A 26,975-nucleotide genomic window follows, 5' to 3' on the forward strand; every position below is an offset into this window, starting at 1 on the left:
GTCACAAAGCCCTCCACGGCCACACGCCGGGCGGGACGATGGAGGTGGCCGGAGCAGTGGCCCGGCCACGCGAACCGACAGAAGGGGTCACCATGAACGGCCAGGTGCGGACCACGTACGGGATCGTCGTCGCCTACGACGGTTCGGCATCATCACAGCTCGCGCTCGAGTGGGCCGCGGAGACGGCTCGCCAGCAGGGGAAGCACCTGACCCTGGTGCACAGCGTCAACCTCGCCTCGACGCCCGCGTTCCCCGCGATGGACCTGTCCGAGATCGAGCCATCGCTCGAGCACGCCGCCAAGGCGCTCGTCGACGAGGGCGCGACGCGGGCCGGTGCCACGCTCGACGCATCACAGATCACGACGCAGTACTGGCTCGGCAGCCCTGCCGCCCAGCTCGTCGAGATGTCCAGTGACGCGGATCTCGTCGTCGTCGGAAGCCGCGGCCGCGGGCGTCTGCTCGCCGGCCTGCTCGGCTCGACGTCGTATGCCGTCGCGGCCCACGCACACTGCCCCGTCGTCGTCTTCCGCGGCCCCGAGGGCAAGACCCCCGACGACGTCCCGTCACCGCCGAGGCCCGGCCGCGGCCATGACGTCGTCGTGGGCATCGACGACTCGGACGCCGCGATGCGCGCCGTCGACGCGGCGGTCGAGGTCGCCGCGCGGGAGAACGCCGTGCTCCACATCGTCCGCGTCGCCCACTCGCGCTCCATGGAGGCGTGGACGTATGCCGAGACCGCCAAGGGCGGCACGGAGGAGACCCACGCGATCCGCGACAACGCCGAGCAGTCGGTCCTGCGCGCGGCCGATCGCGTGCGGGCGCTGCACCCGAAGGTCATCGTGACGACCGAGGTGCTCTACGGCGACCCTGGTCAGTCGCTCGCCGACCTCGGTGCGACGGCTGGGATGATCGTCGTCGGCTCACGCGGGCACGGCGGCTTCGCGGGCATGCTGCTCGGGTCGGTCAGCCACCGCGCCATCCACGACGCGGCCTGCCCCGTCATGGTCGTGCGCTGAGGGTCAGCGCGCTGAGGTCAGGCGCCCGGGCCAGCGTCCGGGTCAGGCGTCCAGGGCCTGGGCGAACCGGCCCAGGGCGTCGTCCCAGCGCGACTTGTCGCCGGCGCCGTCCTCGGCGATACCCTGGCCCTCGTGGTAGAGGTCGACCCGCGTGCCGTCTCCGTCCGGCTTGAGCTGGAGGTCGACGATGCTGAGGGGGCCGTCCTCGTGCGGGTGCCACGACACGCGGACCTGCTCCATCGGGTGGTAGCTGCGCACGACGCCGTGGGGGCCGTCGGTGCTGTGCCACGACTCGCCCTTGTTGCCGAGCGTGACTCCCGGGCCGAGCAGGGCCTCGGTGCCGCGGGCGCTGATGAGGTGCTGCCACACCCGGTCTACGGGCGCCCCGACGGTCAGCGTCGAGTGCACGCCCGCGGGAGATCCCTCGAGCTCGGCATCCTCTGCGTTCTCGGGGATCGACTGCGTTGAACTGCTCATGGGCACCTCCGGGTCGTTCGGACCGGCCCCTGATGGGCCGGACCCACCACAGACAGTCGACCAAAGACTGGCCCGGATGACAATGGGTCTTGGGCACCTCTTCGGACCCTGTTGGGGCCTAGCCTCGGGACATGATCGACCACTACGGCATCAACTGCTCGGACCTCGACGCCAGCGCCCGCTTCTACGACGAGGTCCTCGGCGTCCTCGGCTACGGCCGGCAGATGGACGTCGGGGTGGCCATCGGCTACGGCACCGAGGGCCACCCCGACTTCTGGATCACTCGCTGGCAGGGCACCGAGCCCAACCGCGAGATGCACTGTGCGTTTCAGGCCGACAGCGTGGACGCCGTGCGGGCCTTCCACGCGAAGGCACTCGAGCTCGGCGCCGAGTCGCTCCACGAGCCGCGCCTGTGGCCGGAGTACCACCCTGGCTACTTCGGCGCCTTCGTGCGCGACCCCGACGGCAACAACGTCGAGGCGGTCTTCCACCGCGCCGCCCCCGACGCCTGACGGCTGACGGCTGGCGGTTGACGCCGACGCCTGGCGCTGGCGCCGCAGCTCAGCCGGTGAAGCCGGCCCGGCGCAGGGCGTCGGCCATGGCACTGTCGGCAGGTGCCTCGTCCCGGCGGGGGCGGTTGCCCTGGCCCGCGGGTCCTTGCCCACCGCGGCCCTGCCCACCGCGACCCTGGTTGCCACGCGGACCGCCGCGCTCCTTGGGGGCGCCGGGCGTCACCTCGTCGTCGAGGCGCAGCGTGAGCGCGATCCGCTTGCGGGGGCACGTCGACGTCGAGCACCTTGACCATGACGACGTCGCCCGACTTCACGACGTCGTGCGGGTCGCGGACGAAGCCCTTCGACAGCGCCGACACGTGGGCGAGGCCGTCCTGGTGGACGCCGATGTCGATGAAGGCGCCGAAGGCGGCGACGTTGGTCACGACACCCTCGAGCGTCATCCCCGGCTTGAGGTGCTTGATCTCCTCGACACCCTCCTTGAAGGTGGCCGTCTTGAAGGTCGGCCTCGGGTCGCGCCCGGGCTTGTCGAGCTCGCTCAGGATGTCGGTGACCGTCGGCAGGCCGAACGTGTCGTCCACGTAGTCGGCGGGCCGGATCGCCTGCAGCGCAGCGGTGTTGCCGATGAGTGACGTGAGCTGCTGCCCGGTCGACTCGAGCATCCGCCGCACGACGGGGTAGGCCTCGGGGTGCACGGCAGACGCGTCGAGCGGGTCGTCCCCGCCCGGGATCCGGAGGAAGCCGGCCGCCTGCTCGAACGCCTTGGGGCCGAGGCGCGGCACGTCCTTGAGCGCCGTCCGCGTACGGAACGGGCCCGTCGCGTCGCGGTGGGCGACGATGCTCTCGGCCAGGCCGGGCGTGATGCCCGAGACGCGCGTCAGGAGGGGAGCGGACGCCGTGTTGACGTCGACCCCGACGGCGTTGACGCAGTCCTCGACGACGGCACCGAGTGAGCGCGACAGCGCGGTCTGGCTGATGTCGTGCTGGTACTGCCCGACGCCGATCGACTTCGGGTCGATCTTGACGAGCTCCGCCAGCGGGTCCTGGAGGCGCCGGGCGATGGAGACGGCGCCGCGCAGCGACACGTCCATGCCGGGCAGCTCCTGCGACGCGAAGGCCGAGGCGGAGTAGACCGAGGCGCCCGCCTCCGAGACGACGGCCGATGTCAGCTTCAGCTCCGGGTGGGCCTTGATGAGGTCGGCGGCCAGACGGTCGGTCTCGCGCGAGGCGGTGCCGTTGCCGATGGCGATCAGGTCGACCGCGTGCTCCTTGGCGAGCCGCGCCAGCGTGGCGAGCGAGCGGTCCCACTGGTGCTGGGGGACGTGGGGGTAGATGACGTCGGTCGCGACGACGCGGCCCGTCCCGTCGACCACGGCGACCTTGACGCCCGTCCTGAAGCCCGGGTCGAGGCCCATCGTGGCGCGCGCGCCCGCAGGGGCCGCGAGCAGCAGGTCGCGCAGGTTGGCGGCGAACACGCGTACGGCCTCCTCCTCGGCGGCGCGACGCAGCTGCATCCGCGCGTCGATGCCGAGGTGGACGAGGATCTTCGTGCGCCAGGCCCACCGCACGGTGTCGGCGAGCCACTGGTCGGCCGGGCGCCCGTTGTTCTCGATGCCGAAGCGGTGCGCGATGGCGCGCTCGTATGCCGTCGGGCCGGGTTGCGCCTCGACGGTGGGGTCGTCGGGGCTGATCTCCAGGGAGAGCACGTCCTCCTTCTCGCCGCGGAAGAGCGCGAGGATGCGGTGGGACGGGAGCTTCGAGAGCGGCTCGGAGAAGTCGAAGTAGTCCGAGAACTTGGCGCCCTCCTCCTCCTCCTTGCCGGAACGGACGCGCGAGCCGAGCCGGCCCTGCCTCCAGATCCTCTCGCGGAGGTCGCCGATGAGGTCGGCGTCCTCGGCGAAGCGCTCGACGAGGATGGCGCGCGCGCCGTCGAGAGCGGCGGCGGCGTCGGCGACCTCGCGGTCGGCGTCGACGAACGCTGCCGCGGCAGCGGTCGGGTCGGTGTCGGGGGAGCCGAAGAGGAGGTCGGCGAGCGGTTCGAGGCCGGCCTCGCGGGCGATCTGCGCCTTGGTGCGGCGCTTCGGCTTGAACGGCAGGTAGATGTCCTCGAGCCGCGCCTTCGTCTCGGCGGCGAGGATCTGGGCGCGGAGCGCGTCGTCGAGCTTGCCCTGCTCCTCGACGGAGGCGAGCACCGCAGCGCGCCGCTCCTCGAGCTCGCGGAGGTAGCCGAGCCGCTCCTCGAGCGTGCGCAGCTGGGTGTCGTCGAGGCCGCCTGTGACCTCCTTGCGGTAGCGCGCCACGAAGGGGACGGTCGAGCCGCCGTCGAGCAGGCCGACGGCAGCAGTCACCTGTCCGTCGCGGACGCCGAGCTCCTCTGCGATGCGACGTTCGATGGACGGCACCTTCACCTGCACGTTCACGGGGGCTGTTCTCCTAGAGGTCGTCGACACACCGGGCCCCGCATTCTGCCGTGCTGGGTCCGGGCGTCGTCGGGCAGGGCCTGACGGCAGACGTCCGTCGTCAGGAGTGGATGGGCCACAGGGGGCGCATACGGTCAGGGCAGTGGTCCTCGAACCAGGCGAGGGCGGCCAGGACCGTCGAGTCGTCGAACCTCCGGCCCGAGACCTGGACGCCGATCCAGCGCCCGTCTGGCATGTGGCCGCAGTTTGTCGTGCCCGCTGGCTGGCCGGACATGTTGTAGGGCACCGTGAAGGCGATGTGCGGCATCGCCTCGTCGCCGTCACCCCACGGCATCGGCCACTCGGCCGGGAAGGCCGGCATCGGCGCGACGGGCGAGAGCACGAGGTCGACCGCACTCGTCGCGGCGACGGTGGCCTGCTGCATCGCCATGATGCTCGCGTAGTCGCGCAGCACGGCCATCCCGTCGACACCGCGAGCCCCCTCGGCCCAGCGTCGGACGAACGGCAGCACGCGGTCCCGTCCCGCCGGATCGAGGGACTCGAGCTCGGTGAGGGAGCGCATGCGCCAGAACTGGTCGAGGTCGGCGAGCCATGCGGGGCGCAGGAACGGCTCGAGGGTGACGATGGTCGCGCCGGCGCTCGCGAAGACGCTCGCGGCCTCTTCGACGGCACCGCGCACGGCAGGGTCGACGGCGAGGCCACAGCCGGCGTCGAGGTGCAGGCCGATGCGTCGGCCCGCCGGGTCGAAGGGCCGGGCACGCGGTTCGAGGAGCTCGGGCGGCAGGCTGGTCCAGTCGCGTGGGTCCGGGCGACTGATGACCGAGAGGAGCAGGGCCGCGTCAGCTGCAGTTCGGGTGATCGGGCCTGCGACCCTCCCGAGGTAGGGCGCGTCCAGCGGCACCCGTCCCGCGCTCGGCTTGAGCGTCGTCAGCCCGAGCCACGTCCCCGGCAACCGGATCGAGCCACCGATGTCGGTGCCGACGTGCAGCGGCCCGTAGCCCGCGGCCGCAGCGGCTCCGGCCCCAGAGCTCGAACCGCCTGTCGTCAGGGACTCGTCCCATGGCGAACGGGTGATGCCGTGGAGGCTGGACACCCCCGAGCTCAGCATGCCCCAGTCGGGCATCACGCTCGACCCGATCACGATCGCCCCGGCCTCCTCGAGGCGCTCGACCACGGGACTGCTCCGTTGCGGCACGATCGGGGTGACGCCTGCGCTTCCGGACGGTAAGGGTATGCCTGCACGCCCGAGGTTCTCCTTGACCGTCACAGGGACGCCGTCCACAGCACCCTGCGGTAGGCCGTGTCGGTGGCGACGCTCGCTGGCCGCCGCCTGCTCGAGGGCAACGGGGATGTCGTGGACGAACAGCGCGTTGAGGATGGGTTCTCGGGCCGCCACGACCTCGGCCACGTCGCGGACCACCTCGACGGGCGAGAGGGTGCCGGCGGCATACGCCGACATGAGCTCGACGGCGGTCAGGGAGGCGGGCCTGCGTTCCACGTGCTGCGCCTCTCTCTCCGTGCCCCGAGCGTGCACCCACGCTAACCATTGTGGACAACCTTCACCCACTGTCACCGGTCAACGGCACCCTCGTCCCATGCGCTTCGACGAGCTCCCGCGGGACTGGGCCCAACGACCGATCACCGACCCCGACGTCTTCGAGGGGGTGGTCGACCTCATCGTCTCCGAGCAGACACGGTCCGACGGGGCGACCTACCTGTTGCTCTGCCACCCCAACGGGCGACTGCTCCAGCCGATCTGCCTGCCGGACGAGCCGAGCCGGGTGGACGTCGGCCAGGTGCTCGAGGGGGTGCGCCTGCTGCTGACCGAGGTGGCGCGACACGACGTGCACGACGTCGTCATGGTGATCGCGCGGCCGGGTCGGGCCACGCCCACCCCGCGGGACCGCGACCTGCGGGCGGCCTTCGAGGGTGCTTGCCGCACCACAGGATTCACGCTCCACGCGGTCGCCATCGCGGCACCGGACGCCGTGGCCGTGCTGCCCGCGGAGGGCGACTGCGCCGCAGCCTGAGCCGGGCAGGGGAGCAGGACACGGCATGGGGAAGATGCCGTGGCGTTCCCTGTCTCTCCGGGGACCGGCGGGGTAGCGTCCAAGCCGTGGTCGCGACCACGCGACGCCTGACCCGTGGAGGACCGATGGCCCAGCAGGCCCACACCAGTGGGAAGACCGTGACGCGCTCGTACCGGACCGGCATCGGTGGTGCCTGGTGGGCGGCCCTGGTCGTCGTGACCGTGCTGCTCGGCTTCCTCGGTCGTAGCGACAGCGGCTTCTGGAGCGGCTTCCTGTGGAGCATCGTCGGCTTCGTCGTGGGGTCGCTCGTCGCCATCGCGGTGACCGGACGGCTCGTGCCGGCGCGCTCCGAGGACGAGGCGTTCGCCGACCTCGGCGGACCGGCCGGTTCGGGGGTCACGCGATGAAGTGGCTGCTGCTGGTGCTCGCATTCGTCCTCGGCGCGGTGGTCACGTGGTTCCTCACCGTCAGGCGGGCGAGCCGGACCCCCCCGGTGGAGGGACCGGTGGGCACGGACGCCGACGGAGGCGCCGCCGCGGACGTCGCTCCCGTGGTCGCACCCGGCGCGCCCGTGGTCGGAGCCGTCGGCGTCGTCGGGGCCGCCGATCTGGCCGCCGTGGTCGGCGATGGGCTGCTCCCCGCCGAGGCCGATGCCCCCTCCGAGGAGGTTCCGGGCGACGCAGGTCCGGAGGAGGAGGCGACCCGCTTCGGTGGGGCCCACACGGCCGTGTCCGAGGAACCGGGAGCCGCCGAGGCCTGGGATCGGGACGCGCAGGACGAGGACGCGCTCATGCCACGGACCTCGCCCGACGTGGTGCCCGTCGTGGACGCCACGCCGAACGGTGACCTGGCAGGAGTGGGCGAGCCGGACGCGGTGGCGGCCGTCGATGCCGTCCTGCCTCTGGACGGCGACGGTGGCGGCGACGACGAGGTCGACGCATCCCAGTCTCAGGGGGCCGAGATCACCGCGGCGCCTGCAGCTGGTCCCACGCAGGGCGAGCTCGCGTTCGACCAGCCGGGGGAGTCCGTCCCACCGGAGGACAAGCTCTGACCGGACTCGGATGGCTCCCGCCTGCCGCTGCGTGCACCCTCCGGGGCTCGGGCACCCAAACCTGCACACGCCCTTGAGCCGTCGCGTCGCCGACAGGGTCAGTGGTTGACGAGGACGCCCTTCGCCTCACGCACCGTCACCGTGGTCGACGGTTGTCTGACGGTCACCTTGTCGGGGATGTCAACCCACGCACCGCCGTTGATGCGGAACTGGGCACCGAATGTGACGTCGACGTAGGTGTCGTACCGCCCCGGCCTGGCATAGGCGTGGACGACGTCACCGTCCGGGTACACCCCACCCGTCGAGGTCCTCGGGCCGAAGGAACTGCCGTCGCCGAACCTGTAGATGAAGGACTCGAGGCGCGGGCGGATCTCCACGTTGAAGCCGAACATCGTGGCGGGGTCGATGGAGTCGATCTCCCCGGGTTCGAATCCTTTGCCCGCCCATTGCGCCGCGTAGAAAGTCTTGAGGCCGACGAGAGTCGTGTTGCCCTTGGGCTGCGTAGAAATCGACGCCTTGGCCCATGCTGTCCGGTGGAACGCCTCGACGATCATCTCGACAGTAGGCATCGGCGCTGCCCCGGGCACCATCTGGGGCAGGCAGGTCGAGCCGACGTTCACCCATCCATCAGGGTCGGGTGATCCGGACGGCGGGGGGAGAGGCGTTCCATCGGCCTCAACCCACATACGGAAGACGTCACTCAGCGGCCCCCTGCCTTCAGCAGGGGTGTTCGCGGCGCAGGCCGCTACGGCTGCTTGAAAGCAGAGGTCGGATGCACCGCTACCGCCTACCTCGCAACTGGCGACGGCCACACGGTACTTCCAGCGAGGCTCATCCGACGTCGACGCTTTCAAGAGTTCGGCCCGGAAATGCTTCAGGTCGGAGACAGAAAGTGTGGCGGAGGCGCCGCCGCTATTCACGGCTCCTCCGATGCCTCCTCCGGCCCAACCTGTGTGTGCCGTCAGGAGGGAGACAGCAAGCACTGCACTGCTCGTGAGCACGACTCTACGAGCGCTAGGACTGCGCCTCACGAGACCGGTCGCAAATCCGTCAGCTCCCACCCGGTCCTGGACCACGTCAGGTAGAAGACAAGGGGAATGATCTTCTCTGGATACGATTCTTTGACGCTTCCGGCCGAATCGATCACATGGCGCTTGTGTTGCTGGATCTGCGCCAAAACTCTCTGGGTGGCGGCGGTCAGGGAGAGTGCCTTGACATTGGAGATTGATCCGGGAACGCCGTCGTACTTCCACCCTTTCGCCTCGTACTCCCTCGCGTCCTTGATGACTGAGGCACAAGCTGCTGCCGCTGCTTCATCGCATAGAGGTGGAAGCAGCCTGGCGTCAGGTGTGGTCCAGGACAGGTTCCATTGCGCCATGTAGTGCCTTACAAAGGCTTCGGCTCCCTTGGCGGTGTGGGCCTTGGCGGCCTCCGGCAGACCTACGGGAAAGTCGGGGCCGGAGGTGGTGGGGCTGGGGGCGCTCGACGTCGTGGTCGTCGCGGGAGCTACCGAGCTCGTGGACGAGGAGCCGGACGCGGGAGTCGTCACTGCAGGACCGGGGTCGCTGCCCGTGCACGCACCCAGCGTCGCGAGCGCGACGGAGGTGGCGGCAAACGCAAGGAGCGTGCGGTGTCGGTGCGAGCGTGCGGCGGCGGTCATCGGCGTCCCCTGTCGATCGTCGATCATCGTGCGGTTGCGTCGGGTGAGGTGCGTTTCGCACCCTTCGTCCTCGACGGCAACCTACGACGATCGTGCCTCACCCGCACCCTGAGCCCCGTCCGTCATCCACAGGCACCCCGGCTGCACCGGGCCGCGGTGCTCGGGTGACAATGGTGGCGATTCGCTGCCGTCAGGGGCCGTTCGACGCTGCGATTTCGGGTCTCACTGGCGACACACCCACGAGTTCGGAGCATGGGCGACCGGCAGGTAACCTTTTCGCGGTCCTGTGCGCACCTCCACGCGTGCAGTAGCTATGCGCCCTAGAAGTGGGCGTGCAAGGGAGCCCCATGTCTCGCACTGACACCGTCGACGTCAAGCGTTGGCGCGCCAAGTACGCCCTCATCGAGCGCGCCGCCGAGGCGGACAAGGACGCCCAGGCCCTCTTCGCCGAGCTCGACTCCGAGCGTTCCGCCCGCAACGGCGAGCTGCGCGAGATCCTCGCCGACCTCGTGGCCTCGAGCGACCTCGTCGCCTTCAAGGAGGCGATGAACCAGTGGACCCGCAAGGACGGCCCCTACGTCGGCTTCGGGCCCATCGGGGGCCCGTGGCTCGCCTCGCTCGTGCGCCGGGCCGAGGAGGAGTACGCCGAGGTCGTCGGTCTGCTCAAGCTGACCCTGCAGACCCCGGCGTCCCCGCAGGACGCCGGCGACAAGCTCCAGGCCATGGAGGCCTTCCTCGCCCGCGGCGGCTCGCGCGGCCAGCGCGCCCCGGGACCGGGCCACACGGCATACGTCCTCTCGCTCTTCTGGTCCACGGACGACGGCGGCGAGTGGCCGCTCATGTGGGAGAACGCCCCGCACATGCTCCAGCGGCTCGGCTGGCTCGAGCGCGGCCTGAGCCACGCGGAGCGCTACGTCGCCTTCGCCGCCCTCTGCGCGGCCCTGCGCCCCGAGGACCCGAAGTACGCCGCCCGCATCCTCTGGTACCTCAAGGAGACCGAGGCGTTCGTCGGGATCGCCCCCAAGGTGCTCGACGTGTGCGTCGAGGCGGCCGAGATCGCGGCGGACTTCCGCCCGTCGACCGGCTACGCCAACGCGAAGCGCGAGGACCGCGCCGCCGACCTCGCCCGCCAGCTGCGCGGCGAGGCCGACCACATCAGCGACAGCCTCATCGAGCGGCTCTCCACCGAGACGGGCCTCTACCTCGAGGCCCCGACCCTCGCGCTGCAGCAGCACGCGGGGGAGGACGCCGCCTACCGCTCCGACCTGTATGCCGCGTGGATCCTCGTCGGTGGTGCCGGCGCGCCCGGCTTCCGCCTCTGGGTCACCCCGTCAGGCGTCGCGTTCGGCCTGCACGGCGGCTGGGAGGGCGAGAGCGACCAGCAGCACCGCGAGGTCGGCACCATCGTCCAGGAGCACCTGCCGCGCGGCCTGACCTTCCTGCGCGTCCACGAGGACGGCCGCACCGACCGGCTCGAGGCCGTCGGGCGCGAGTACCCCGGCGGCGAGGCCTTCGTCGGCCGCTGGTGGAAGGGCGACGAGGCTGTCGGACGGGCCGACTTCGCCGACGACATCATCTCGACGGCCCGCGCCCTGACGCCGCTGCTGCGCTTCATGACCTCGAGCCAGCGCGGCCCCCTCGACGACCCCAGCCTCGAGCTCGCCTCCATGGTCGACCTCGACAGCGAGGTCGAGATCTTCAAGAGCGAACGGCCCTACCCGAGCGAGCGCGACGCCTGGCACCAGGAGCAGCGGCGCGTCTTCGCCGCCTGCCTGTCGCGCGAGGGGCTCGAGGCCTTCGACCTGCCGACGTTCAAGCGCATCGTGTCGACGCGCGGCTACGGCGACATCGGCGCGCAGTCCGTCCTCATCAGCAGCATCAACGCGCTCGACGCGGCCGGCATCGACGAGCTGCGCGTCATGGTGCGCGACCTGCTCTGGGGTGACGGCCGTGACGAGGAGCGGATCAACCGGGTGCTCGGCTCCGACGACGTGCCGGTCCAGGGCTTCGGCGAGAGCGTCGTGCTCAAGCTCTTCGCCATCGCGCACCCCGAGCACTGGCTGCCCCTCTTCGCCCTGAGCGGGGACTCCGGCAAGATCGCGATGCTCGGGCGCCTCGGGGGCCCGGCGCGGTGGACCGAGGGCAAGTCCCGCGGTCGCACGCACGTCGAGACCAACGCCCTGCTCAAGCAGACGCTGGACCCGCTGCTGCCGGACGACCCGTGGGGGCAGGCGCAGCTCGCGTACTGGCTCATGCGCCGCTCCGACAAGGCGCTCATGCCCGACCACGACGCGCTCGGCGAGGCCGCGCAGGAGCTGCTCATCGAGGAGGACTTCCTCCGCGAGATCCAGGGGCTGCTCGAGGAGAAGAAGCAGGTCATCTTCTACGGGCCCCCCGGCACCGGCAAGACCTACCTCGCGCAGCGGTTCGCCCTGGCGCTGCAGCCCGACCCGGCCAAGCGCGACATCGTCCAGTTCCACCCGAGCAGCAGCTACGAGGACTTCTTCGAGGGCTTCCGGCCGCAGATCGACCACCAGGGCCAGATGGTCTACGAGCTGCGCAAGGGGCCACTGGCCCTTCTGGCCGAGGCGGCCGAGGCCGACCCGCTGACGCCGCACATCATGATCATCGACGAGATCAACCGGGCGAACCTGCCGCGCGTCTTCGGTGAGCTGCTCTTCCTGCTCGAGTACCGCTCGCACTCGGTCAAGACGAGCTACCGCCCCGACGAGGGCTTCGAGCTGCCGCCCAACCTCTACTTCATCGGCACGATGAACACCGCTGACCGCTCCATCGCGCTCGTCGACGCGGCCCTGCGCCGGCGCTTCGACTTCGTGCCGTTCATGCCGCACGACGGGCCGATGGAGGGCTTGCTACGCCGCTGGCTCGAGGCCCATGACGGCCCCGTGTGGGTGGCCGAGCTCGTCGACCGCGTCAACGAGGACCTGCGCCGGGCCCTGCGCGGCCCGCACCTGCAGATCGGCCACAGCTACTTCATGCGTCCCGGCCTCGACGGCGACGAGGCGACGCTGCGCCGCATCTGGGACTACAACGTCTACCCGTTCATCGAGGACCAGCTCTACGGGCGCGAGCACGAGCTGGCCCAGTTCCGCTGGGAGAACGTCCGAGCCCGCTACGGCCAGTTCGACCTGACCAGGCCGTGACACGACGATGACCATCGAGCTGGCCCCGATCCCCGAGCACGGACGCTCGGGGCCGGTCCGGCTGTCCCGAGAGACCCGGGCGGCTCTCGTCGCGGCGGCGGGGGAGCGTCTCGTCATCCACGCGACCGCCGACCCCGACGTCGTCACCATCGGCGCGACGAGCTGGGTCGGGGCGCTCGCCGTGCCGGGCCTCGTCGTGCGCGTCATGCCGAAGGTCTCGGTCACCAACTTCTTCGCGATGCTCGGGGCGGGCGTCTCGCCCGACGCGTTCGACCACGAGCACGTGACGTGGAGCGACACCGACGAGCTCATCGACGGCGTCGCCTACTTCGCCATCCGGCTCATCGACTCGGCGACGATGCGCGGCCTCGTGCACGGCTACGTCCCGCGCGAGGAGCGGATGCGGACGATCCGCGGCCGGCTGCTCGTCGAGGAGTTCGCGCGGCGGCCGTGGAGCGCGGCCGAGCCGCAGTGTCGGTTCGACGACTTCACCGCCGACATCGTCGAGAACCAGCTCTTCCGCTGCACGCTGCAGGCGATGCTCTCGTGGCCGCAGCTCGCGCCGCACATCCGCCGCGAGGCCCTGCGCGTCCTCGGCCGGTTCGACGGCGTCGCCGACACGACGGCGACGAAGCACGCCGCACCGCTGCCGATCACGCGCCTCAACGAGCACTACGAGGACGCGATGAGGCTGAGTCGCCTTGTCCTGCAAGCGATGTCGCTGAGTCACGAGGCCGGCGACCAGCAGGCCAACAGCCTCATGGTCGACATGGACGACCTCTTCCAGCGCTGGATCGCGCAGGAGCTGGACCTCCGCCTCGCCCCAGAGATGCGCATCGAGCGCGACGAGGACGTCTGGCTCGACGAGGGCCGCGCGGTCACGATGGCACCCGACCTCGTCGTGCGCCGCGGCAGCGAGGTGGTCCTCGTCGGCGACGCGAAGTACTCCATGGGCGCCGACGGCTACATGGCGTCGCGCGACTACCTCGAGCTGATCGCGTACACCACAGCCATGGGCCTGCCGACGGGTCTGCTCATCCACTGCAACAGCGACCGCGCGCCGGAGTCGGAGATCGTCATCCGCAACGCCGGCACGCGGATCCTCTGCCGTCCGATCCGTCTCGACGGGTCGTATGCCGCCGTGTGCCGTTCGCTCGACTCGCTGGCCGACCTGGTGCGCGAGCTCGCCGAGGCACCAGCGGAGTTCGAGGTCCCGACCCTCATCCGCTCACGCCGCTGACGCGTCGGACCCTGCCGCCTCTGGACGCGGAAACCGACGGCCCACAACGGTGTCCGCCAGATCACACCCGGATGAGGGATCCCTGTGACCCAACTACTACTACGCTGTGTAGTACCGACAGAGAAGCTGCCGGAACACACACCGAGTTCTGGAGTTGAGTTCCATGGGCACGATCCCACGCGACACGCACACCGAAGGTAGTGCGACGGTCACCGCGCACGACCCCACCAAGGGCGTCGTCACCTTCCAAGAGGAGGTGGTCCGCTCGGCCGTTGCCCGCAAGTTCCTCGCTGGTCTGCGCATCGTGCTCGGCTTCACCTTCCTCTGGCCCTTCATCGACAAGATGTTCGGCCTCGGCTACATGACCCCCACGGCCAGGGCGTGGATCCACGGCGGCACTCCCGCCCAAGGCTTCATGAAGAACGCCGAAGGCCCGTTCGCCGACTTCTTCAAGAACATCGCCGGCCCGTGGGCCGACTGGCTGTTCATGGGCGGCCTCCTCGGCATCGGTGTCGCCCTCCTCGCCGGCGCGGGCCTCAAGCTCGCCGCCTGGACCGGCGCTCTCCTCCTCGCGCTGATGTACCTCGCCGAGTTCCCCCTCGGCACCACCGGCGCCTACACGAACCCGATCATCGACAGTCACTGGATCGAGGCACTGGGCATCGCGGTTCTCGCCACGACGCTCGCCGGGGACACCTGGGGCCTTGGCAAGTGGTGGGGCCGCCACGTCGGTAACGGTCTCCTGCGGTGAGCCGGGTCGGTGGCCGCGTTCCCTGACACGGCCACCAGCACGGGCCCTCGGGCCCGGGCAGCAAGGCGGTCCTCCTCGGAGGGCCGCCTTCCTGCTGCGTGTCGTCAGTCGGGCGTGAAGGCGCAGAACTCGTTGCCGGCCGGGTCGACCATGACGGTCCACCCGAGGCCCTCGTCACCCTTCTCGCGCACCGACGTCGCCCCCGCCGCCACGAGGGCCGCGATGTCCTCGGTCGTGACGTCGAGGTGGATGCGGTTCTTCGCCGTCTTGTCCTCGGGCACGGGCTGGAAGACGATCGCCTCGAACGGCAGGCCCACGACCCCCTCGACGTGGCTCCAGCCCTCGTCGCGCACGGCCGTTCCCCCCAACGTCTCGGCCCACCAGCCGGCCACCCGGTGTGCGGCGCCCTCGTCGCCGGTGACGTCCCAGACGAGCTCGTAGACCGGGTCCGTCACGGGTTCGTCGCGGACGAACACGCAGAACTCCTGGCCGTCCGGGTCGAGCAGCACGGTCCAGCGGGGCTGCTCGTCGTGGACCACGGCCCCGGCGTCGAGCGCGGGGCCGAGCGAAGCCGCCCTGATGTCGAGGTGCAGACGGTTCTTGACGGTCTTGGGCTCGGGCACGCGGTTGACCCAGACCCTGACCTCGTCACCCACCCGCAGGCACGAGTCCCCGTCGTCGTGAGGGTGTGACTCCCAGCCGAGCAGCGGGCCCCAGAACGCCGAGAGGGCGTGAGGGTCGGTGGCGTCGATGCACAGGTCCTTGTACCTCACGAGCGGCATGGAGCGACCGTAGCCCCTGGTGCCGTCGCGTTGCCCGGCTTCGCCGACCACGAGCAGACGTATGCCGTCTGGCCGAGAGGCGGCCGGACGGCATACGTCGTCGGGATGGTGCGGGTGACCGCTCAGCCCACGCGGAGCGTCACCGTGGACGAGACGGACGGGTAGTAGCGCCCAGACCCGTTGTAGGTGGCCCGCACCGAGTGCGTCCCGCGCGAGAGGACGGGTGCGTGCAGCGTCGCCTTGCCCTTCGCGACGGTCGACGTGCCGAGGACCCGGGTGCCGTCACGGAAGGTGACGGTGCCCGTGGCGGTCGACGGCGAGAGCGTCGCGGTCAGCGTCGGGCGCCCGCCGTAGCGGAAGCTCGTGCTGCTCGACGTCAGGGACGTGGCCGAGGCCACGCCCTTGACGGTGACCGTGACCGTCGCCGACGTGCTGGCGACGGTGGTGGTGTCACCGGAGTAGCGCGCGACGAACGACTGCGTACCACGCGGGAGGCCGGTGACGGGCAGGACGGCCTTGCCGCCCGAGACCGCGACCGTGCGCAGCGCCTTGCCGTTCCAGTCGAACGTCACGGTGCCCGTGGCGGTCGACGGGGACACCGTCGCCGTCAGCACCGTGCGGCCGCCTTGCGTGAAGCTCGACGGGCCGGCCGTGAGCTTCGTCGCCGACGTCGTCCGCACCGTGACCACCTTGGCCCGGGAGCGGTCGGTGTTGAGGTGGTGCAGCAGGAGCAGACCCTGCGGCTTGTCGACCTTCACGGTCGCCTCGTCACGCCGGACCTCGAGCTTCTCGCCCGGGAGGTCGGTGCTGAGCAGCGTGCCGAAGTCGCCGTAGGCCGACAGGCCGGGGGAGGCGAGGCTGATGGTCATCGGCTTCGCGGCCGAACCGAGGGCGTCGACGGCGACGCCCTGGGCGAGCGAGCTGACCCAGTAGCGGACCTTCGGGGCAGCGCCCGTCACGAGGCCCTCGTCCTGGAGCACCTTGACCGACACCGGCATGACGAGGGAGTCGCTGTTGAAGAGGTTCGTGTCGAACGACCCGTCCACGCCGTTGACGAGCGACTGGTCGAGCACACCGCCGAAGCCGGGGCCCGGTCGCAGGTCGACGAGCTCGGCCACGAAGTAGTCGTAGTCGTCGGTCGTCGACAGCCGGGTGTTGTAGACCACGGCGTCGGCCGTGCCGTCGGCGCTCGTGTCGAGGAAGACGTCGAACTCCGTGGACGTGGCCGGGGTGCGCCACGCGCCCTGTGTGGTGATCCCGAACGTCAGCATCGACTGGTCGAGACGACCGAAGAGCGGCGCATCGGAGGCTGCCCCGACGTAGCGCAGGTCGGCCCCGCGGTCGTCCGCCGTCGCGTTGCAGTCGACGATTCGGGTGGCCGAGCAGTCCGCGCGGCGCGGGCTCGTGCCCTGCAGCTGGAACGTCGAGACCGTCGAGACGTACGACGTGGCGTCGCTGCCTTGGTCGATGCCGGTGCCGGTGAGCGGGAGCATCGAGGTGGCGACGCCGGCCGGGAGGCCGGACTGCCTCGTCACCGTCGTGCTCGCGGGCGACGACATCGTGGACGCCGCCCGCGGCGCCGACCAGACCGGCACGCGCAGCGCGCCACCCGCCGTGCCCTGGACGGGCTCGAGGACCATGCGGCCGCTCGCGTCGGCACGGTGGCTGCGCAGGATACCGATCTCGAGCGGGTCGGCCTCGGCCGTCGGGTCGGCGACGGGCCGCAGCGCAGACCGCGTGAAGGTCGCCGTGACCGTGACGTCGACGGACCCGTTCGCCGGGACGAGTACCTGCGACGGGCTGAACGCGTACGTCACTCCCGGCGTCGGGTGGGCAGCGTCGTAGGACAGCTCGTAGGCCGCCGACGTGACCGGGCGCTTGTTGACGATGCGCACGGTCTTCGTCAGCGTCTGCGTCGGGGCGGTCACCGCGACCGGACCGAACGAGACGCTGACGGCGCCCTTGTCGTCGGTGACGTACGCGAGCGTGCTCGTGCCGACCGCGGCGTCGGCCACGACGCGACCGGAGCCCACGCGCTCGGGACCGTAGACGTCGCCCGTGTGGTCGGGACCGACGAAGACGTCCTGGGTCGCCGTGTTCATGATCGAGGCCTTGACCTCCTCGACCGTCCACGTCGGGTGCGAGCCGCGCGCGAGCGCGGCCTCACCGGCCACGTGAGGCGACGCCATCGAGGTGCCGCTCTCGGCGACGCCCTCGTTGCCCGTGCCGACGGCCGCGGAGAACGTCGTGACACCGGGTGCGGCGACGTCGGGCTTGACGCCACCGGCCACTCCGACACCACGCGACGAGAACCCGGCGAGCTGGTCGACCGCCCTGGGGCTGCGGATGGTGACGGCGTTGCGGAGGTCGTTCGTCATCGTGACGCGGACCTCGTCGGAGGCGTCGAGCTGGGCCTTGACGGCCTGCGTCCCCTGGTTGACGGTGAGCATCGCAGGGATGTCGGTGTCGCCGGTGACCCCTGCCGAGAACGCGTTGACGTCACTGCCGTAGATGACGCCGACGGCGCCCGCGGCCTTGGCGAGACCAGCGCGGTCCTTGGAGCCGCACCGGCGGCCGGTGCCGTCGAGCCACATCTGCATGACGACCTTGCCGGTCACCTTCGCCTGGTCGGCGACGGAGTAGGGCGAGCAGCCGTCGGTGTTGTTGCCGGCGCTCGGGTCCTGCGACCAGTCGCCGACGGTCACGACGGGGACGTTCGTCACCCCGGGCTCGCCGGTCCAGTCGTAGGCGACCGACTTGAGGGCGGCGAAGACGTTGTCCTGGGTCCCGTCGACCGTGTCGGCGGGCTCGATGCCGGCGGGGGAGTCGACCTTCAGGCCGTCGACGACGTCGTTGCCGTCGTCGGACGCGGCGACTGCGAGCACGCGCGGAGCGTTGCCAGGGGAGCCGCCGACCTCGTAGACGTCACCGGAGTTTCCCATCGAGGCGACGACGACGGTGCCGAGGGCGGCGAGGTTGTCGGAGGCGACGGCGTCGGGGTCCTCGGGCGAGCCGTAGGAGCTGCCGAGCGACATGTTGACGACGTCGAGGTGGTCGGAGAGGTCGCCGTCACCGTTGGGGTCGGCCGCCCAGTCGAGTGCCTGCCCGACGACGTTGGTCGAGCCGTCGCAGCCGAAGACCTTGAGGGCGTAGAGGCTCGCCTCGGGGGCGACTCCGGGGCCGATGTCGAGGCTGGAGGGGTCGATGTCGGACGCGTAGCCGCCGCTCCACGTCGTGCCGTCGGACGCGACGCCGAGCCCCGCCGCCGTGCCCGCGACGTGCGAGCCGTGGCCGTTGCAGTCGAGCGGGTTGGGGTCGGGCTGCGGGTTCGGGTCGTAGGTGTCCGAGCCCGCGTCGGCGTTGTATGCGTCGCCGGCGAAGTCGTAGCCGCCGACGACCTTGACGGTCGGGGCGAACGCGTTGGAGGCGCCGGCAGCCTTGAACGCGTCGACCGTGCCCGGGCCGCCGAAGTCGGCGTGGGTGTAGTCGATGCCCGTGTCGATGATGCCGACGCGGACGCCCTTGCCGGTCTGCGACATCGCCTTCCACACCTTCGGCGCGCCGATGAGCGGCACCGACGAGGAGTTGGTCGGTGCCTTGGGCGTCAAGCGGTGGATCGCCTTGACGCCCGGGATCGCCGCGAGGGCCGAGAGCCTGGTGGCGTCCGTGCGCACCGCGATGCCGGCGTATGCCGCGTGGACCTTGTAGAGCGTGCGTGCCTTGGTGGCGGCGGCGCCGAAGCGCGACTCGATCCCCTTCTGTGCGGTCCTGACCGCAGAGGTCTGGGTGCGTGCCGCGCTCCTGGCGGCGGCGAGCCCGCGTCCGCGGGCCTGGCCGAAGGCCGTCGTCGCGGGTGCGGTGTCGAGCTCGATCATGACGTCGACGGGTCCGGTCGCCTTGCGCAGGCCGGCGTCGACCGTGTCGCCGGCGGCCACGCGCTGCGTGCCGAGGCCGAGCGAGCCGGCGCTCGTGAGGCCGTCGGGAACCGAGCGGTCGCTGCGGTGCCTGACGGACGGGTCAGGGCTCGCCGACACCGGCGCGGCCCCGAGGGTGGTGGCGGCCAGGGCCGCGATGGCACCTGCGCTCACCGAGCACATCACACCACGACGCGAGCGCCATGGTCCCCGAGTGTTGTCGGACAACAGATCCTCCTCGCGTGGCTCCATTCACACGCGATGCGTCAGCGCACCGCGTGCGCAGGGACGCTCGCCCCCGAACTTGCCTGCCACGCCGGGAGCAACCTATCCCCGTTCGGGTCGTTCGTGGGCGTTCGAGGCGATCTCGTGCCGCAGGTGTCGAGGGTGTCGGTGCCGGACGGCATACTCGGCGCCATGCAGCGCATCGACGGTCACCTCGTCCTGAGTCCCACGGACCTGACGAAGCACGTCGCCTGCGCGCACATCACGACGCTCGACCTGGAGGCGCTCGACTCGGGCAGCCGGACGGCGGGAGGTGCGAGCGGGGCCGACGACTCCCTCAACCTCGTCTTCGCCAAGGGGCTCGAGCACGAGCACGCCTACCTCGAGCGCCTCATCGCCGAGGGGCGCGTCGTCGAGGACATCGCGGCCCTCGGCGTGCGCGGCGTCGAGGCCGAGGCGGCGACGCTCGACGCGATGCGTCGGGGCGTCGACGTGATCTACCAGGCGACCTTCTTCGACGGCCACTGGGTGGGCCTGGCCGACTTCCTGCTGCGTGTCGACGAGCCGAGCGACCTCGGCCCGTGGCGCTACGACATCGCCGACACCAAGCTCGCGCGCCGGCTCAAGGTCCCCGCGCTGCTCCAGATGGCGACGTATGCCGCGCGCCTCGAGCTGCTCCAGGGCGTGCCCCCGCAGTGGCTGACCGTCGTCACGGGCGACGCGGAGTCGCACCCGTGGCGGCTGGTCGACGTGGCGCCCTATGCCCGACGTCGCCGCGCCGAGCTCCTCGACGCCATCGCCAACCCCCGCGAGACCGAGTCGGCGCGGGTGCAGCACTGCGGCCAGTGCCGGTGGAAGGAGCGGTGTGCCCAGGAGTGGCTCGACCGCGACGACCTCATCCAGGTCGCCGGCATGCGCGCCGACCACCGCGCCGCGCTCATCGACCTCGGCATCCCGACCCTCCGCTCGCTCGCCGAGTCCACCGAGGAGCGACTGGCCCCTGCCCTGTCGATCGCGAGCCGTCGCCGGCTGCTCCAGCAGGCGCGACTGCAGCTCGCCGAACGCGAGACCGGGCAGGCGCAGTACGAGCTCCTCGACCCCGAGCCGGCGCGTGGCCTGCAGATGCTGCCCGAGCCCGACGAGGGAGACGTCTACCTCGACTTCGAGGGCGACCCGTGGGCCGAGGGCGGCGCCGGGCGCGAGTACCTCGCGGGCATCTGGACCCGACAGGGCGAGTTCGTCGAGTTCTGGGCCCACGACTTCGCCGAGGAGGGCCGCCTGACCACCGACCTCGTCGACTGGCTGACCGAGCGGTGGCGGCGCTTCCCCGACCTCCACGTCTACCACTACGCGCCCTACGAGACCACGGCCCTCAAGCGGCTGGTCGGGCAGCACGCCACCCGCGAGGCGGAGCTCGACCAGCTGCTGCGCCACGAGGTCTTCGTCGACCTCTACGCCGTCGTGCGCCAGGGCGTCCGCATCAGCAAGGGCTCCTACTCCATCAAGAAGCTCGAGGAGTTCTACTGGGGCCACACGCGGTCCGCCGACGGTGCGGGTGTCGCCGACGGGCTGTCGTCCGTCGTCGAGTACGAACGCTGGCTCGCCGGTCGCGACGACGGCTCGGCGGACCAGGCGATCCTCGACGACATCCGTCGCTACAACGAGGAGGACGTCCGGTCCACCCTCGCGCTGCACGAGTGGCTCGAGGAGCGACGCGCCGAGCTCGCACGGTCGGGGCACACGCTGAGTCGGCCGGTGCCGGAGCAGCTGCGCGAGATCGGCGACGAGGAGCGCGCCGAGATCGCGCTGGCCGACCGGCTCGTCGCCGACGGCCACACGCTGCTGGCGGGGCTCGTGGGCTGGCACCGCAGGGAGAAGCGGCCCGAGTGGTGGGACTTCTTCCGTTACAAGGAGCTCGAGACCGCAGAGCTCGTCGAGGACGGCACCGCGATCGGTGACCTCGGAGAGCCTGAGGAGATGCGGATCGTCAAGCTCTCCAAGGTCTGGCGCTACCCGTTCCCGCCCCAGGACTGCAAGGTGTCGGTCGGCAAGTACGTCCCCGACGTCGACACGCACGCCCCGGTCGGCAAGGTCGTCGGCCTCGATGCGGTCGAGGGCTGGGTCGAGCTGTCGATGAAGAAGTCGCTCGACCCGCCGCGGCCGCGAGGGCTCGGCGGGCCCGGTCCGGTCATGGACCAGGCGCTCCGGGTGAGCATCGCCCGCACCGCCGAGCTGGCGCTGTCCGGAGGCGCCAACCTCGCGACGCGGCTCGTCGACCGAGTCGTCCCGGCTGCCGCCGTGCTGGCGCCGCGCCACGGCGAGACGCCGAAGGACGTCGTCGTCCGCGTCGGCCGTGCCCTGGCCGGTGAGGTGCTGGCCGTCCAGGGTCCGCCCGGCACCGGCAAGACGTACGCCGGGTCGGCCCTGATTCGTGAGCTGCTCGACGCCGGGCTGCGCGTCGGGGTCACCGCGCAGTCCCACGCCGTCGTGCTCAACCTCCTCGACGAGGTGGCTCGACCCGCCTGGCACAAGGACGGCACCAACGTCGAGGAGGGTGGCGAGCCCGACGACCCCAACGCCCTGATCCGCCACACCTCCGACAACGCCGCCATCGCGGCCGCTCTCGCGACCGGGGACGCCACGCTCGTCGGGGGCACGGCGTGGCTGTGGTCGCGCGACGACATGGTCGACGCGGTCGACGTGCTCGTCATCGACGAGGCCGGACAGTTCTCGCTCGCCAACGCGGTCGCCGTGGCACCGGCCGCCCGGTCACTCGTCCTGCTCGGCGACCCCCAGCAGCTGACGCAGCCGACCAAGGCGGTCCACCCCTACGGATCGGGTGTCTCGGCTCTCGACCACCTGCGCACCGATGACGACGGGCTCGTCCACGACGTCATCCCCGACGACCGCGGCGTCTTCCTCGACCGCACGCACCGGATGCACCCGAGCCTGACGGCGTTCGTGTCGCAGCTCGCCTACGAGGGTCGGCTCGAGTCGGCTCCGGGGCGTGAGCGGCTCCGCGTCGAGGCGCCGGGCGCCCTGTCGGGCGACGGGCTGTGCTGGGTGCCCGTCGAGCACGAGACCCCCTGCGAGCAGTCGAGCCGTCAGGAGGCCCGGGTCGTCCGTGCCCTCGTCGACGACCTGCTGCGCGGGAGATGGACCACGGCAGACGGCGACTCACGTCCGATCGGGCTCGCTGACGTCCTCGTCGTCGCGCCCTACAACGCACACGTCGCGACGCTCGCTGCCGAGCTGCCCGACGGTGCGAGGGTCGGCACGGTCGACAAGTTCCAGGGCCAGCAGGGTGCCGTCGTCATCTACTCCATGGCGAGCACCACGGCAGCGCTCGCCCCGCGGGGCGTCTCCTTCCTCTACGACCTCCACCGCCTCAACGTCGCGATCTCGCGTGCCAAGGCGATGGCCGTCATCGTCGGCAGCCCGCTGCTCACCGACGCCGAGGTCCACACGCCGGAGGAGCTGCGCGCGGTCAACGCGCTGTGCCGCTACGTCGACGAGGCCAAGACCGTCTGGTCCTGAGAGGTCAGGCTCTCGGGACCTCCGGCGTCAGGGACGTTGGGGGAGCGTGGCCAGGTCCTTCTCGACGACCTCGCGGTCCTCGGGGTCGTCCATCGTCGCGAGCACCTCCCGCGCCTCGGCCTCGAAACGATCGGCCGCCTCGAAGTCGCCGCCGAGACCTGCTGCCCTCGCGGACGCCTCGAGGGCAGCCGCCAGGTCCCAGGGCTCACCGGCGCCGCCCCGCGCGATCGTGACGTAGCGGGCCGCGTGGTACGCCGCGGCGTCGGGCTGCCCGAGCACGGCGTGCACCCGGGAGACGAGCCAGTGGCCACGGCCCATGTTCTCCGGCTGCACCCCGTCGTACCGACCCCAGTGGTACATCGACGCGTGGGCGCGGGCGAGCATCTCGTCGTCGTCCTCGGGTGAGCGGTCGGTCTGCTCGAGCAGGTCCCACGTCGCGTTGTAGAGATCCACGCCGAGGCGGCGGTGGTCGATCTCGCTCATGGCGGCACTGTAGACCGGCGCCGGGCCCGAGTCAGGCGCCGTGCGCGGCGACGTCCCACAGACGTCCCTCACCGCGGATGCCGGGCAGCGCGTCCCGGATCGAGCGCTCGGCCAGCTCGGGGGCGACGCCGAGGTCGACGGCATACCGCAGGGCGACCGCCGGCGTGCGCTGGACGCCCTGCCGGCAGTGCACGAGGACCCGCTTGCCCTCGGCACGGAACTGGCGCAGCGCCGACGAGGCGTCGTCGAGGACGAAGTCCAGGTGCGGGTTCGACTCCTCCTGCTCCTCGTCGTTGATCCAGAACTCGATGTGGTCGCGGGCCGTCATGCCGGTGGCCGGGATGTCCTCGAGGCCGAGGGCGCAGAGGGAGACGATCGCTTGCACGTCGAGCTCGCGCACCCGACCCAGGTCGCTGACGGTCCCGAGAACGATGTCGGGGTCGATCGGGTGCGGGATGCCCAGCGTCGGGATCTCCGGGTCACTCATCGACGTCACCGACGGCCACTCGCCGAACTGACGGCCACCCACCGACGTCGACACGGCGAGCTCGACGAGGTCGTGCGCGCGCAGGCCCGGCCACCCGTGCACCATGCGGCGCCACTGCGTGGGCACGGCCGAGGCGCCGTAGCGGGCGCCGAGCAGGGAGCCGGCGATGGCCGCCACCGTGTCGGTGTCGTGACCGGCGCGCACCGCGGCCTGGAGCCCTCGTTGCAGGTGCATCGCGGAGCCGTCGCCGCGGTCGGTCGTCGTGATGGCGGCCCACGCGTCCTGCAGCGCGGTCACCGTGAAGCCGTTGTTGCCGAACTGACCCGGCTCGGCGCCCGTCGCGGCCTCGATCCAGTCGCCCCAGCGCCCGACGTTCGCGGCGCTCACGAGGTCGAGGCCGGCCGCGAGGTCCAGACGGCCTTCGGTGACGGCGACCCGGATGGCCTCGGACCACAGCACCGCGGAGTCCCCGGCGAGCGGGTCGGCATGGGTGAGCAGGGCGATGGCCCGGGCGGCCTGTGCTGTCGCCTGGCGGTCGTCGAGCGCGGACAGCCCGACGATGGGTGTCCGCATGAGCGCCCCGTTGCCCGCGGTCAGCCCGGTGCGGGCGTGCAGCGCCTCGCTCGCCCGGGTGAGTCGCTCGTGCGAGGCGCCGGTGAGCTCCTTGGCCTCGGTGAGCACCGCGCGGGTCTGGACTCCGACGTCGGTGGCGCCGCCGTCGAGCCATGCCGTGAACGCGTCCGCCACGGCGTCGAGACCCTCGGCCGAGGTGAGGTCGACGCCCCGGGCGGCGATGCGGGCGACGCAGAGCGTCATCTGGGTGTCGTCGCTCCACTCGCCCGGCTCGTACGGCCCGAGGCCGCCGCCCTTCATGACGGCCTCGCCGACCGGGGGCGCCGCCATCTCGTAGGGCACACCGAGGGCGTCTCCGCAGGCCTCACCGAGGAGCACCCCGGCCGCGCGGTCGACGGCGATGGGGCGGATCGACACGACTGCTCCTCGAGGACGCGGGGGATTGCTTCGGGATGAAACTACCGTCCGGTCCGGCACGGCACGCGGCGTGGTCCGACCCTGGACGCCCGGCTCAGGAGCGGCGCGGCTGACGCCGTAGGCTTCTCGCGTGCTCCAACCCCTGACCGTCGTGCTGCTCGTCGCGAGCGGCCTGCTCGGCCTCCTGGCCACGCACCACCTGATCCGGGGCCGTCTCGTCGACGACCCGCTCATCATCGTCGGCGCCGCGATCGAGGTGGCGCTGGTCGTGCAGCTCGTCGTCGGGCTGGCCAAGGCGTCCGCGATCGCCGACGGTGCGGAGCGGGCCACGTTCATCGCGTACCTGTTCACGGTCCTGCTCGTCATCCCGGCCACGATCGTCATCGCGGTCAAGGAGAAGACCCAGTGGGCCATGGCCGTCGTGCTGGGCGGCGCACTCGTCGTGGCGATCCTCGTCGCCCGGCTGCAACAGGTCTGGAGCCTCAATGTCTGAGCAGTCGCCCACCCCTTCAGGGACCACCGGCGAGCCGGCGGTCGAGCGACCCCACACAGGTCATGGATTCGGCCGCGTGCTCGTCGCCGTCTACGGTCTCCTCGCGCTCGCCGCGACGGGTCGGTCGATCCTGCAGATCACCGAGTACTTCGACCGGGCACCCGTCCCGTTCCTGCTGTCGGCGCTCGCCGCGCTCATCTACCTCGTCGCGACCATCGGCCTGGCCCGCGGCGACCGTGCGTCCGTGCGCCTCGCGACCATCGCCCTCACGGTCGAGCTCGTGGGCGTGCTCGTGGTCGGGACCTGGAGCGTCGTGCGGCCGGAGGCCTTCCCCGAGAAGACCGTCTGGTCACACTTCGGCGCGGGCTACGGCTACGTCCCTCTCGTGCTCCCGCTCGTCGGCCTCTGGTGGATCCGCCGCACGGCCCGGGCCACCGCCGCCTCCGATGCCGAGGTGGCGCGGTCAGCGGACTGACGCGCCGCCGATAGGGTTGCCGCCATGACCGAGCAGACCCCTGCCCCTGCGCCGACCCCGCAGGCGACACCCGTCGCCGGCCCCCTGACGGTCCGCGAGATCAGTGGCGACGAGGCCGTCGAGACCCTCCTCGAGCTCGGCGGCAGCTTCCTGCAGACCCCCGCGTGGGGACGCGCCAAGGCGGGCTGGCGGCGCACGCACCTCGGCTGGTTCGACGCCTCTGGGGCGCGCGTCGGCGCGGGGCTCGTCCTCTCTCGCACCATCCCGCGCCTCTCCCGGTCCTACGCCTACCTGCCCGAGGGGCCGGGGCTGCCGTGGGACGTCGTGGCGACCGACCCGGCGGCCTGGCTCGACCCGCTCGTCGCGTGGGCCAAGGCCAACAAGGCGTTCGCGCTCCGGCTCGGCTACCCGGTCGTCTCCCGCATCTGGGACCGCGAGCCGGTCAAGAAGCAGGTCGTCGACAACGGCCTGCTCAGCTTCACGAGCCTGCCCACGGCGGTCGACAACCCGGCGGCACGCAGCCTGGAGGCGTGGCTGGACCGCAACCACTGGCTCCCGCTGGGCGCCGACGGCGTCGCGGTGGGCCAGCCCCGCCTGCTCTGCATCGTCGACCTGCGGGGTCGCTCCGACGCGGAGCTGCTCAAGGGCATGAACCAGCAGTGGCGTCGCAACGTCAAGAAGGCCGAGAAGGCGGGCGTGCAGGTGCGCGCGGTCGGGCCCGAGGGGCTCGACACCTTCCACGCGCTCTACGTCGAGTCGGCCGACCGCGACAACTTCCTGCCCCGCCCCAAGGCGTACTTCGACGTCATGGCGCGCTCGTTCGCGTCCGACGGTGCGGACGCGCCGGTGTCGGCGCGGTTCTACGAGGCCCACATCGACGGCGACGTGCTCGCCTCGGCCCTGATGATCCGCTTCGGGCGCACCTTCTCCTACCTCTACGGCGGCTCCACCGAGCGCAACCGCGACGCCCGCGCCTCCAACGCCCTGCAGTGGCAGGCGATGCGTGACGCCGCCGCAGCAGGCTGCGAGGCCTACGACTTCCGCGGCTTCAACACCTCGCTCGGGGCCACGAGCCCCCTGACCGGCCTGCTGCTCTTCAAGCTCGGCGCCGGCGCCGACGTCGTCGAGATGGTGGGGGAGCGCGAGCTCGTCATCAGCAGGTTCTGGCACCTCGCCTTCGAGAAGGCCATGGCGGCTCGGATCGCGATCAACAAGCGCCGCAAGGCCGCCCGCGCCTCGGCTGAGGCCGCCGACATCTGACCCCACCG

Annotated in this window: 20 protein-coding genes and 1 pseudogene; 12 read left to right on the forward strand and 9 right to left on the reverse strand. The window is 71.4% G+C overall.

Annotated features, from left to right (window positions below):
* The first annotated feature begins 92 nt into the window (after nt 1-92).
* Complete coding sequence (locus ASG96_RS16330) at nt 93-1,016, forward strand: universal stress protein (protein WP_056759190.1); 924 nt, start codon at nt 93-95, stop codon at nt 1,014-1,016.
* Nucleotides 1,017-1,058: 42 nt separating this feature from the next.
* Here ASG96_RS16330 and ASG96_RS16335 read toward each other — a convergent pair whose 3' ends face one another.
* Nucleotides 1,059-1,493 (reverse strand): SRPBCC domain-containing protein, encoded by a 435-nt coding sequence (locus tag ASG96_RS16335; protein ID WP_235506728.1) that lies wholly within the window; start codon nt 1,491-1,493, stop codon nt 1,059-1,061.
* A gap of 131 nt (nt 1,494-1,624) precedes the next feature.
* Here ASG96_RS16335 and ASG96_RS16340 point away from each other — a divergent pair, with 131 nt between their 5' ends.
* Nucleotides 1,625-2,005, forward strand: a complete 381-nt coding sequence (locus ASG96_RS16340) for a VOC family protein (RefSeq protein WP_056759188.1) — start codon at nt 1,625-1,627, stop codon at nt 2,003-2,005.
* 49 nt (nt 2,006-2,054) lie between these two features.
* On the opposite strand, the pseudogene ASG96_RS16345 reads toward ASG96_RS16340, so the two are convergent.
* Nucleotides 2,055-4,425 (reverse strand): annotated as a pseudogene (locus ASG96_RS16345) (Tex family protein).
* Nucleotides 4,426-4,525: 100 nt separating this feature from the next.
* Entirely contained in the window at nt 4,526-5,923 is a 1,398-nt protein-coding gene (locus ASG96_RS16350) for an amidase (RefSeq protein ID WP_255359596.1), read from the reverse strand.
* A 97-nt stretch (nt 5,924-6,020) separates the two neighbouring features.
* Between ASG96_RS16350 and ASG96_RS16355 the strand changes: the two genes are divergently transcribed.
* The 3 genes from ASG96_RS16355 to ASG96_RS23330 all read left to right on the forward strand — a co-directional run bounded on the left by ASG96_RS16355 (nt 6,021) and on the right by ASG96_RS23330 (nt 7,506).
* Nucleotides 6,021-6,455, forward strand: coding sequence for a hypothetical protein (locus tag ASG96_RS16355; RefSeq protein WP_057588608.1), 435 nt, complete (start codon nt 6,021-6,023; stop codon nt 6,453-6,455).
* An 86-nt stretch (nt 6,456-6,541) separates the two neighbouring features.
* Nucleotides 6,542-6,862, forward strand: coding sequence for a hypothetical protein (locus ASG96_RS16360; protein ID WP_157610931.1), 321 nt, complete (start codon nt 6,542-6,544; stop codon nt 6,860-6,862).
* On the forward strand, nt 6,859-7,506 hold the full coding sequence (locus ASG96_RS23330) for a hypothetical protein (protein ID WP_057588610.1): 648 nt from the start codon (nt 6,859-6,861) through the stop codon (nt 7,504-7,506). The genes ASG96_RS16360 and ASG96_RS23330 overlap by 4 nt, the downstream gene beginning before the upstream one ends.
* Nucleotides 7,507-7,604: 98 nt before the next feature.
* On the opposite strand, the gene ASG96_RS16370 is transcribed toward ASG96_RS23330, so the two are convergent.
* Nucleotides 7,605-8,060: a hypothetical protein gene (locus ASG96_RS16370; RefSeq protein ID WP_235509195.1), complete on the reverse strand. Its 456-nt coding sequence runs from the start codon at nt 8,058-8,060 to the stop codon at nt 7,605-7,607.
* Between the two features lie 473 nt (nt 8,061-8,533).
* Nucleotides 8,534-9,166 carry a DUF6318 family protein gene (locus ASG96_RS23335; RefSeq protein WP_235509196.1) on the reverse strand — a complete coding sequence of 211 codons (633 nt, stop codon included), beginning with the start codon at nt 9,164-9,166 and terminating at the stop codon, nt 8,534-8,536.
* 347 nt (nt 9,167-9,513) lie between these two features.
* Here ASG96_RS23335 and ASG96_RS23845 point away from each other — a divergent pair, with 347 nt between their 5' ends.
* The 3 genes from ASG96_RS23845 to ASG96_RS16385 all read left to right on the forward strand — a co-directional run bounded on the left by ASG96_RS23845 (nt 9,514) and on the right by ASG96_RS16385 (nt 14,321).
* Nucleotides 9,514-12,330 carry an McrB family protein gene (locus ASG96_RS23845; RefSeq protein ID WP_057588612.1) on the forward strand — a complete coding sequence of 939 codons (2,817 nt, stop codon included), beginning with the start codon at nt 9,514-9,516 and terminating at the stop codon, nt 12,328-12,330.
* A gap of 7 nt (nt 12,331-12,337) precedes the next feature.
* The gene (locus ASG96_RS16380) at nt 12,338-13,570 is read left to right on the forward strand and encodes an McrC family protein (protein ID WP_056759175.1); all 1,233 of its coding nucleotides are present in this window, start codon (nt 12,338-12,340) and stop codon (nt 13,568-13,570) included.
* 163 nt (nt 13,571-13,733) lie between these two features.
* Nucleotides 13,734-14,321, forward strand: coding sequence for a DoxX family protein (locus ASG96_RS16385; protein ID WP_082591832.1), 588 nt, complete (start codon nt 13,734-13,736; stop codon nt 14,319-14,321).
* Nucleotides 14,322-14,425: 104 nt separating this feature from the next.
* Here ASG96_RS16385 and ASG96_RS16390 read toward each other — a convergent pair whose 3' ends face one another.
* A complete protein-coding gene (locus tag ASG96_RS16390; protein WP_082591844.1) occupies nt 14,426-15,103 on the reverse strand; it encodes a VOC family protein in 678 nt (225 codons plus the stop codon).
* 122 nt (nt 15,104-15,225) lie between these two features.
* The gene (locus ASG96_RS16395) at nt 15,226-19,191 is read right to left on the reverse strand and encodes a S8 family serine peptidase (RefSeq protein ID WP_157610935.1); all 3,966 of its coding nucleotides are present in this window, start codon (nt 19,189-19,191) and stop codon (nt 15,226-15,228) included.
* 243 nt (nt 19,192-19,434) lie between these two features.
* Between ASG96_RS16395 and ASG96_RS16400 the strand changes: the two genes are divergently transcribed.
* Complete coding sequence (locus ASG96_RS16400; protein ID WP_057588694.1) at nt 19,435-22,779, forward strand: TM0106 family RecB-like putative nuclease; 3,345 nt, start codon at nt 19,435-19,437, stop codon at nt 22,777-22,779.
* Between the two features lie 27 nt (nt 22,780-22,806).
* On the opposite strand, the gene ASG96_RS16405 is transcribed toward ASG96_RS16400, so the two are convergent.
* Complete coding sequence (locus tag ASG96_RS16405) at nt 22,807-23,262, reverse strand: hypothetical protein (RefSeq protein WP_057588615.1); 456 nt, start codon at nt 23,260-23,262, stop codon at nt 22,807-22,809.
* A 31-nt stretch (nt 23,263-23,293) separates the two neighbouring features.
* Complete coding sequence (locus ASG96_RS16410) at nt 23,294-24,739, reverse strand: ADP-ribosylglycohydrolase family protein (RefSeq protein WP_057588616.1); 1,446 nt, start codon at nt 24,737-24,739, stop codon at nt 23,294-23,296.
* Nucleotides 24,740-24,869: 130 nt separating this feature from the next.
* Between ASG96_RS16410 and ASG96_RS16415 the strand changes: the two genes are divergently transcribed.
* From ASG96_RS16415 to ASG96_RS16425, 3 genes are read left to right on the forward strand one after another with little or no spacing between them, the layout of a single operon-like run.
* Entirely contained in the window at nt 24,870-25,232 is a 363-nt protein-coding gene (locus ASG96_RS16415; RefSeq protein WP_057588617.1) for a hypothetical protein, read from the forward strand.
* The gene (locus ASG96_RS16420) at nt 25,225-25,707 is read left to right on the forward strand and encodes a hypothetical protein (RefSeq protein WP_056759163.1); all 483 of its coding nucleotides are present in this window, start codon (nt 25,225-25,227) and stop codon (nt 25,705-25,707) included. Before ASG96_RS16415 ends, ASG96_RS16420 begins: the two co-directional genes overlap by 8 nt.
* A gap of 24 nt (nt 25,708-25,731) precedes the next feature.
* Nucleotides 25,732-26,967: a peptidoglycan bridge formation glycyltransferase FemA/FemB family protein gene (locus ASG96_RS16425; protein WP_057588618.1), complete on the forward strand. Its 1,236-nt coding sequence runs from the start codon at nt 25,732-25,734 to the stop codon at nt 26,965-26,967.
* Nucleotides 26,968-26,975: the final 8 nt, after the last annotated feature.

Source organism: Terrabacter sp. Soil810, assembly GCF_001429645.1.
GTDB lineage: Bacteria > Actinomycetota > Actinomycetes > Actinomycetales > Dermatophilaceae > Terrabacter.

What these genes read in the sequence shown, in the direction of transcription:
- ASG96_RS16330 (WP_056759190.1), top strand. Translation starts at nt 93, where the DNA reads ATGAACGGCCAGGTGCGGACCACGTACGGGATCGTCGTCGCCTACGAC.
- ASG96_RS16385 (WP_082591832.1), top strand. Translation starts at nt 13,734, where the DNA reads ATGGGCACGATCCCACGCGACACGCACACCGAAGGTAGTGCGACGGTC.
- ASG96_RS16420 (WP_056759163.1), top strand. Translation starts at nt 25,225, where the DNA reads ATGTCTGAGCAGTCGCCCACCCCTTCAGGGACCACCGGCGAGCCGGCG.
- ASG96_RS16405 (WP_057588615.1), bottom strand. Translation starts at nt 23,262, where the DNA reads ATGAGCGAGATCGACCACCGCCGCCTCGGCGTGGATCTCTACAACGCG.
- ASG96_RS16340 (WP_056759188.1), top strand. Translation starts at nt 1,625, where the DNA reads ATGATCGACCACTACGGCATCAACTGCTCGGACCTCGACGCCAGCGCC.
- ASG96_RS16370 (WP_235509195.1), bottom strand. Translation starts at nt 8,060, where the DNA reads ATGATCGTCGAGGCGTTCCACCGGACAGCATGGGCCAAGGCGTCGATT.
- ASG96_RS23845 (WP_057588612.1), top strand. Translation starts at nt 9,514, where the DNA reads ATGTCTCGCACTGACACCGTCGACGTCAAGCGTTGGCGCGCCAAGTAC.
- ASG96_RS16335 (WP_235506728.1), bottom strand. Translation starts at nt 1,493, where the DNA reads ATGAGCAGTTCAACGCAGTCGATCCCCGAGAACGCAGAGGATGCCGAG.
- ASG96_RS16425 (WP_057588618.1), top strand. Translation starts at nt 25,732, where the DNA reads ATGACCGAGCAGACCCCTGCCCCTGCGCCGACCCCGCAGGCGACACCC.
- ASG96_RS16400 (WP_057588694.1), top strand. Translation starts at nt 19,435, where the DNA reads ATGCAGCGCATCGACGGTCACCTCGTCCTGAGTCCCACGGACCTGACG.
- ASG96_RS16355 (WP_057588608.1), top strand. Translation starts at nt 6,021, where the DNA reads ATGCGCTTCGACGAGCTCCCGCGGGACTGGGCCCAACGACCGATCACC.
- ASG96_RS23335 (WP_235509196.1), bottom strand. Translation starts at nt 9,166, where the DNA reads ATGACCGCCGCCGCACGCTCGCACCGACACCGCACGCTCCTTGCGTTT.
- ASG96_RS23330 (WP_057588610.1), top strand. Translation starts at nt 6,859, where the DNA reads ATGAAGTGGCTGCTGCTGGTGCTCGCATTCGTCCTCGGCGCGGTGGTC.
- ASG96_RS16380 (WP_056759175.1), top strand. Translation starts at nt 12,338, where the DNA reads ATGACCATCGAGCTGGCCCCGATCCCCGAGCACGGACGCTCGGGGCCG.
- ASG96_RS16390 (WP_082591844.1), bottom strand. Translation starts at nt 15,103, where the DNA reads ATGCCGCTCGTGAGGTACAAGGACCTGTGCATCGACGCCACCGACCCT.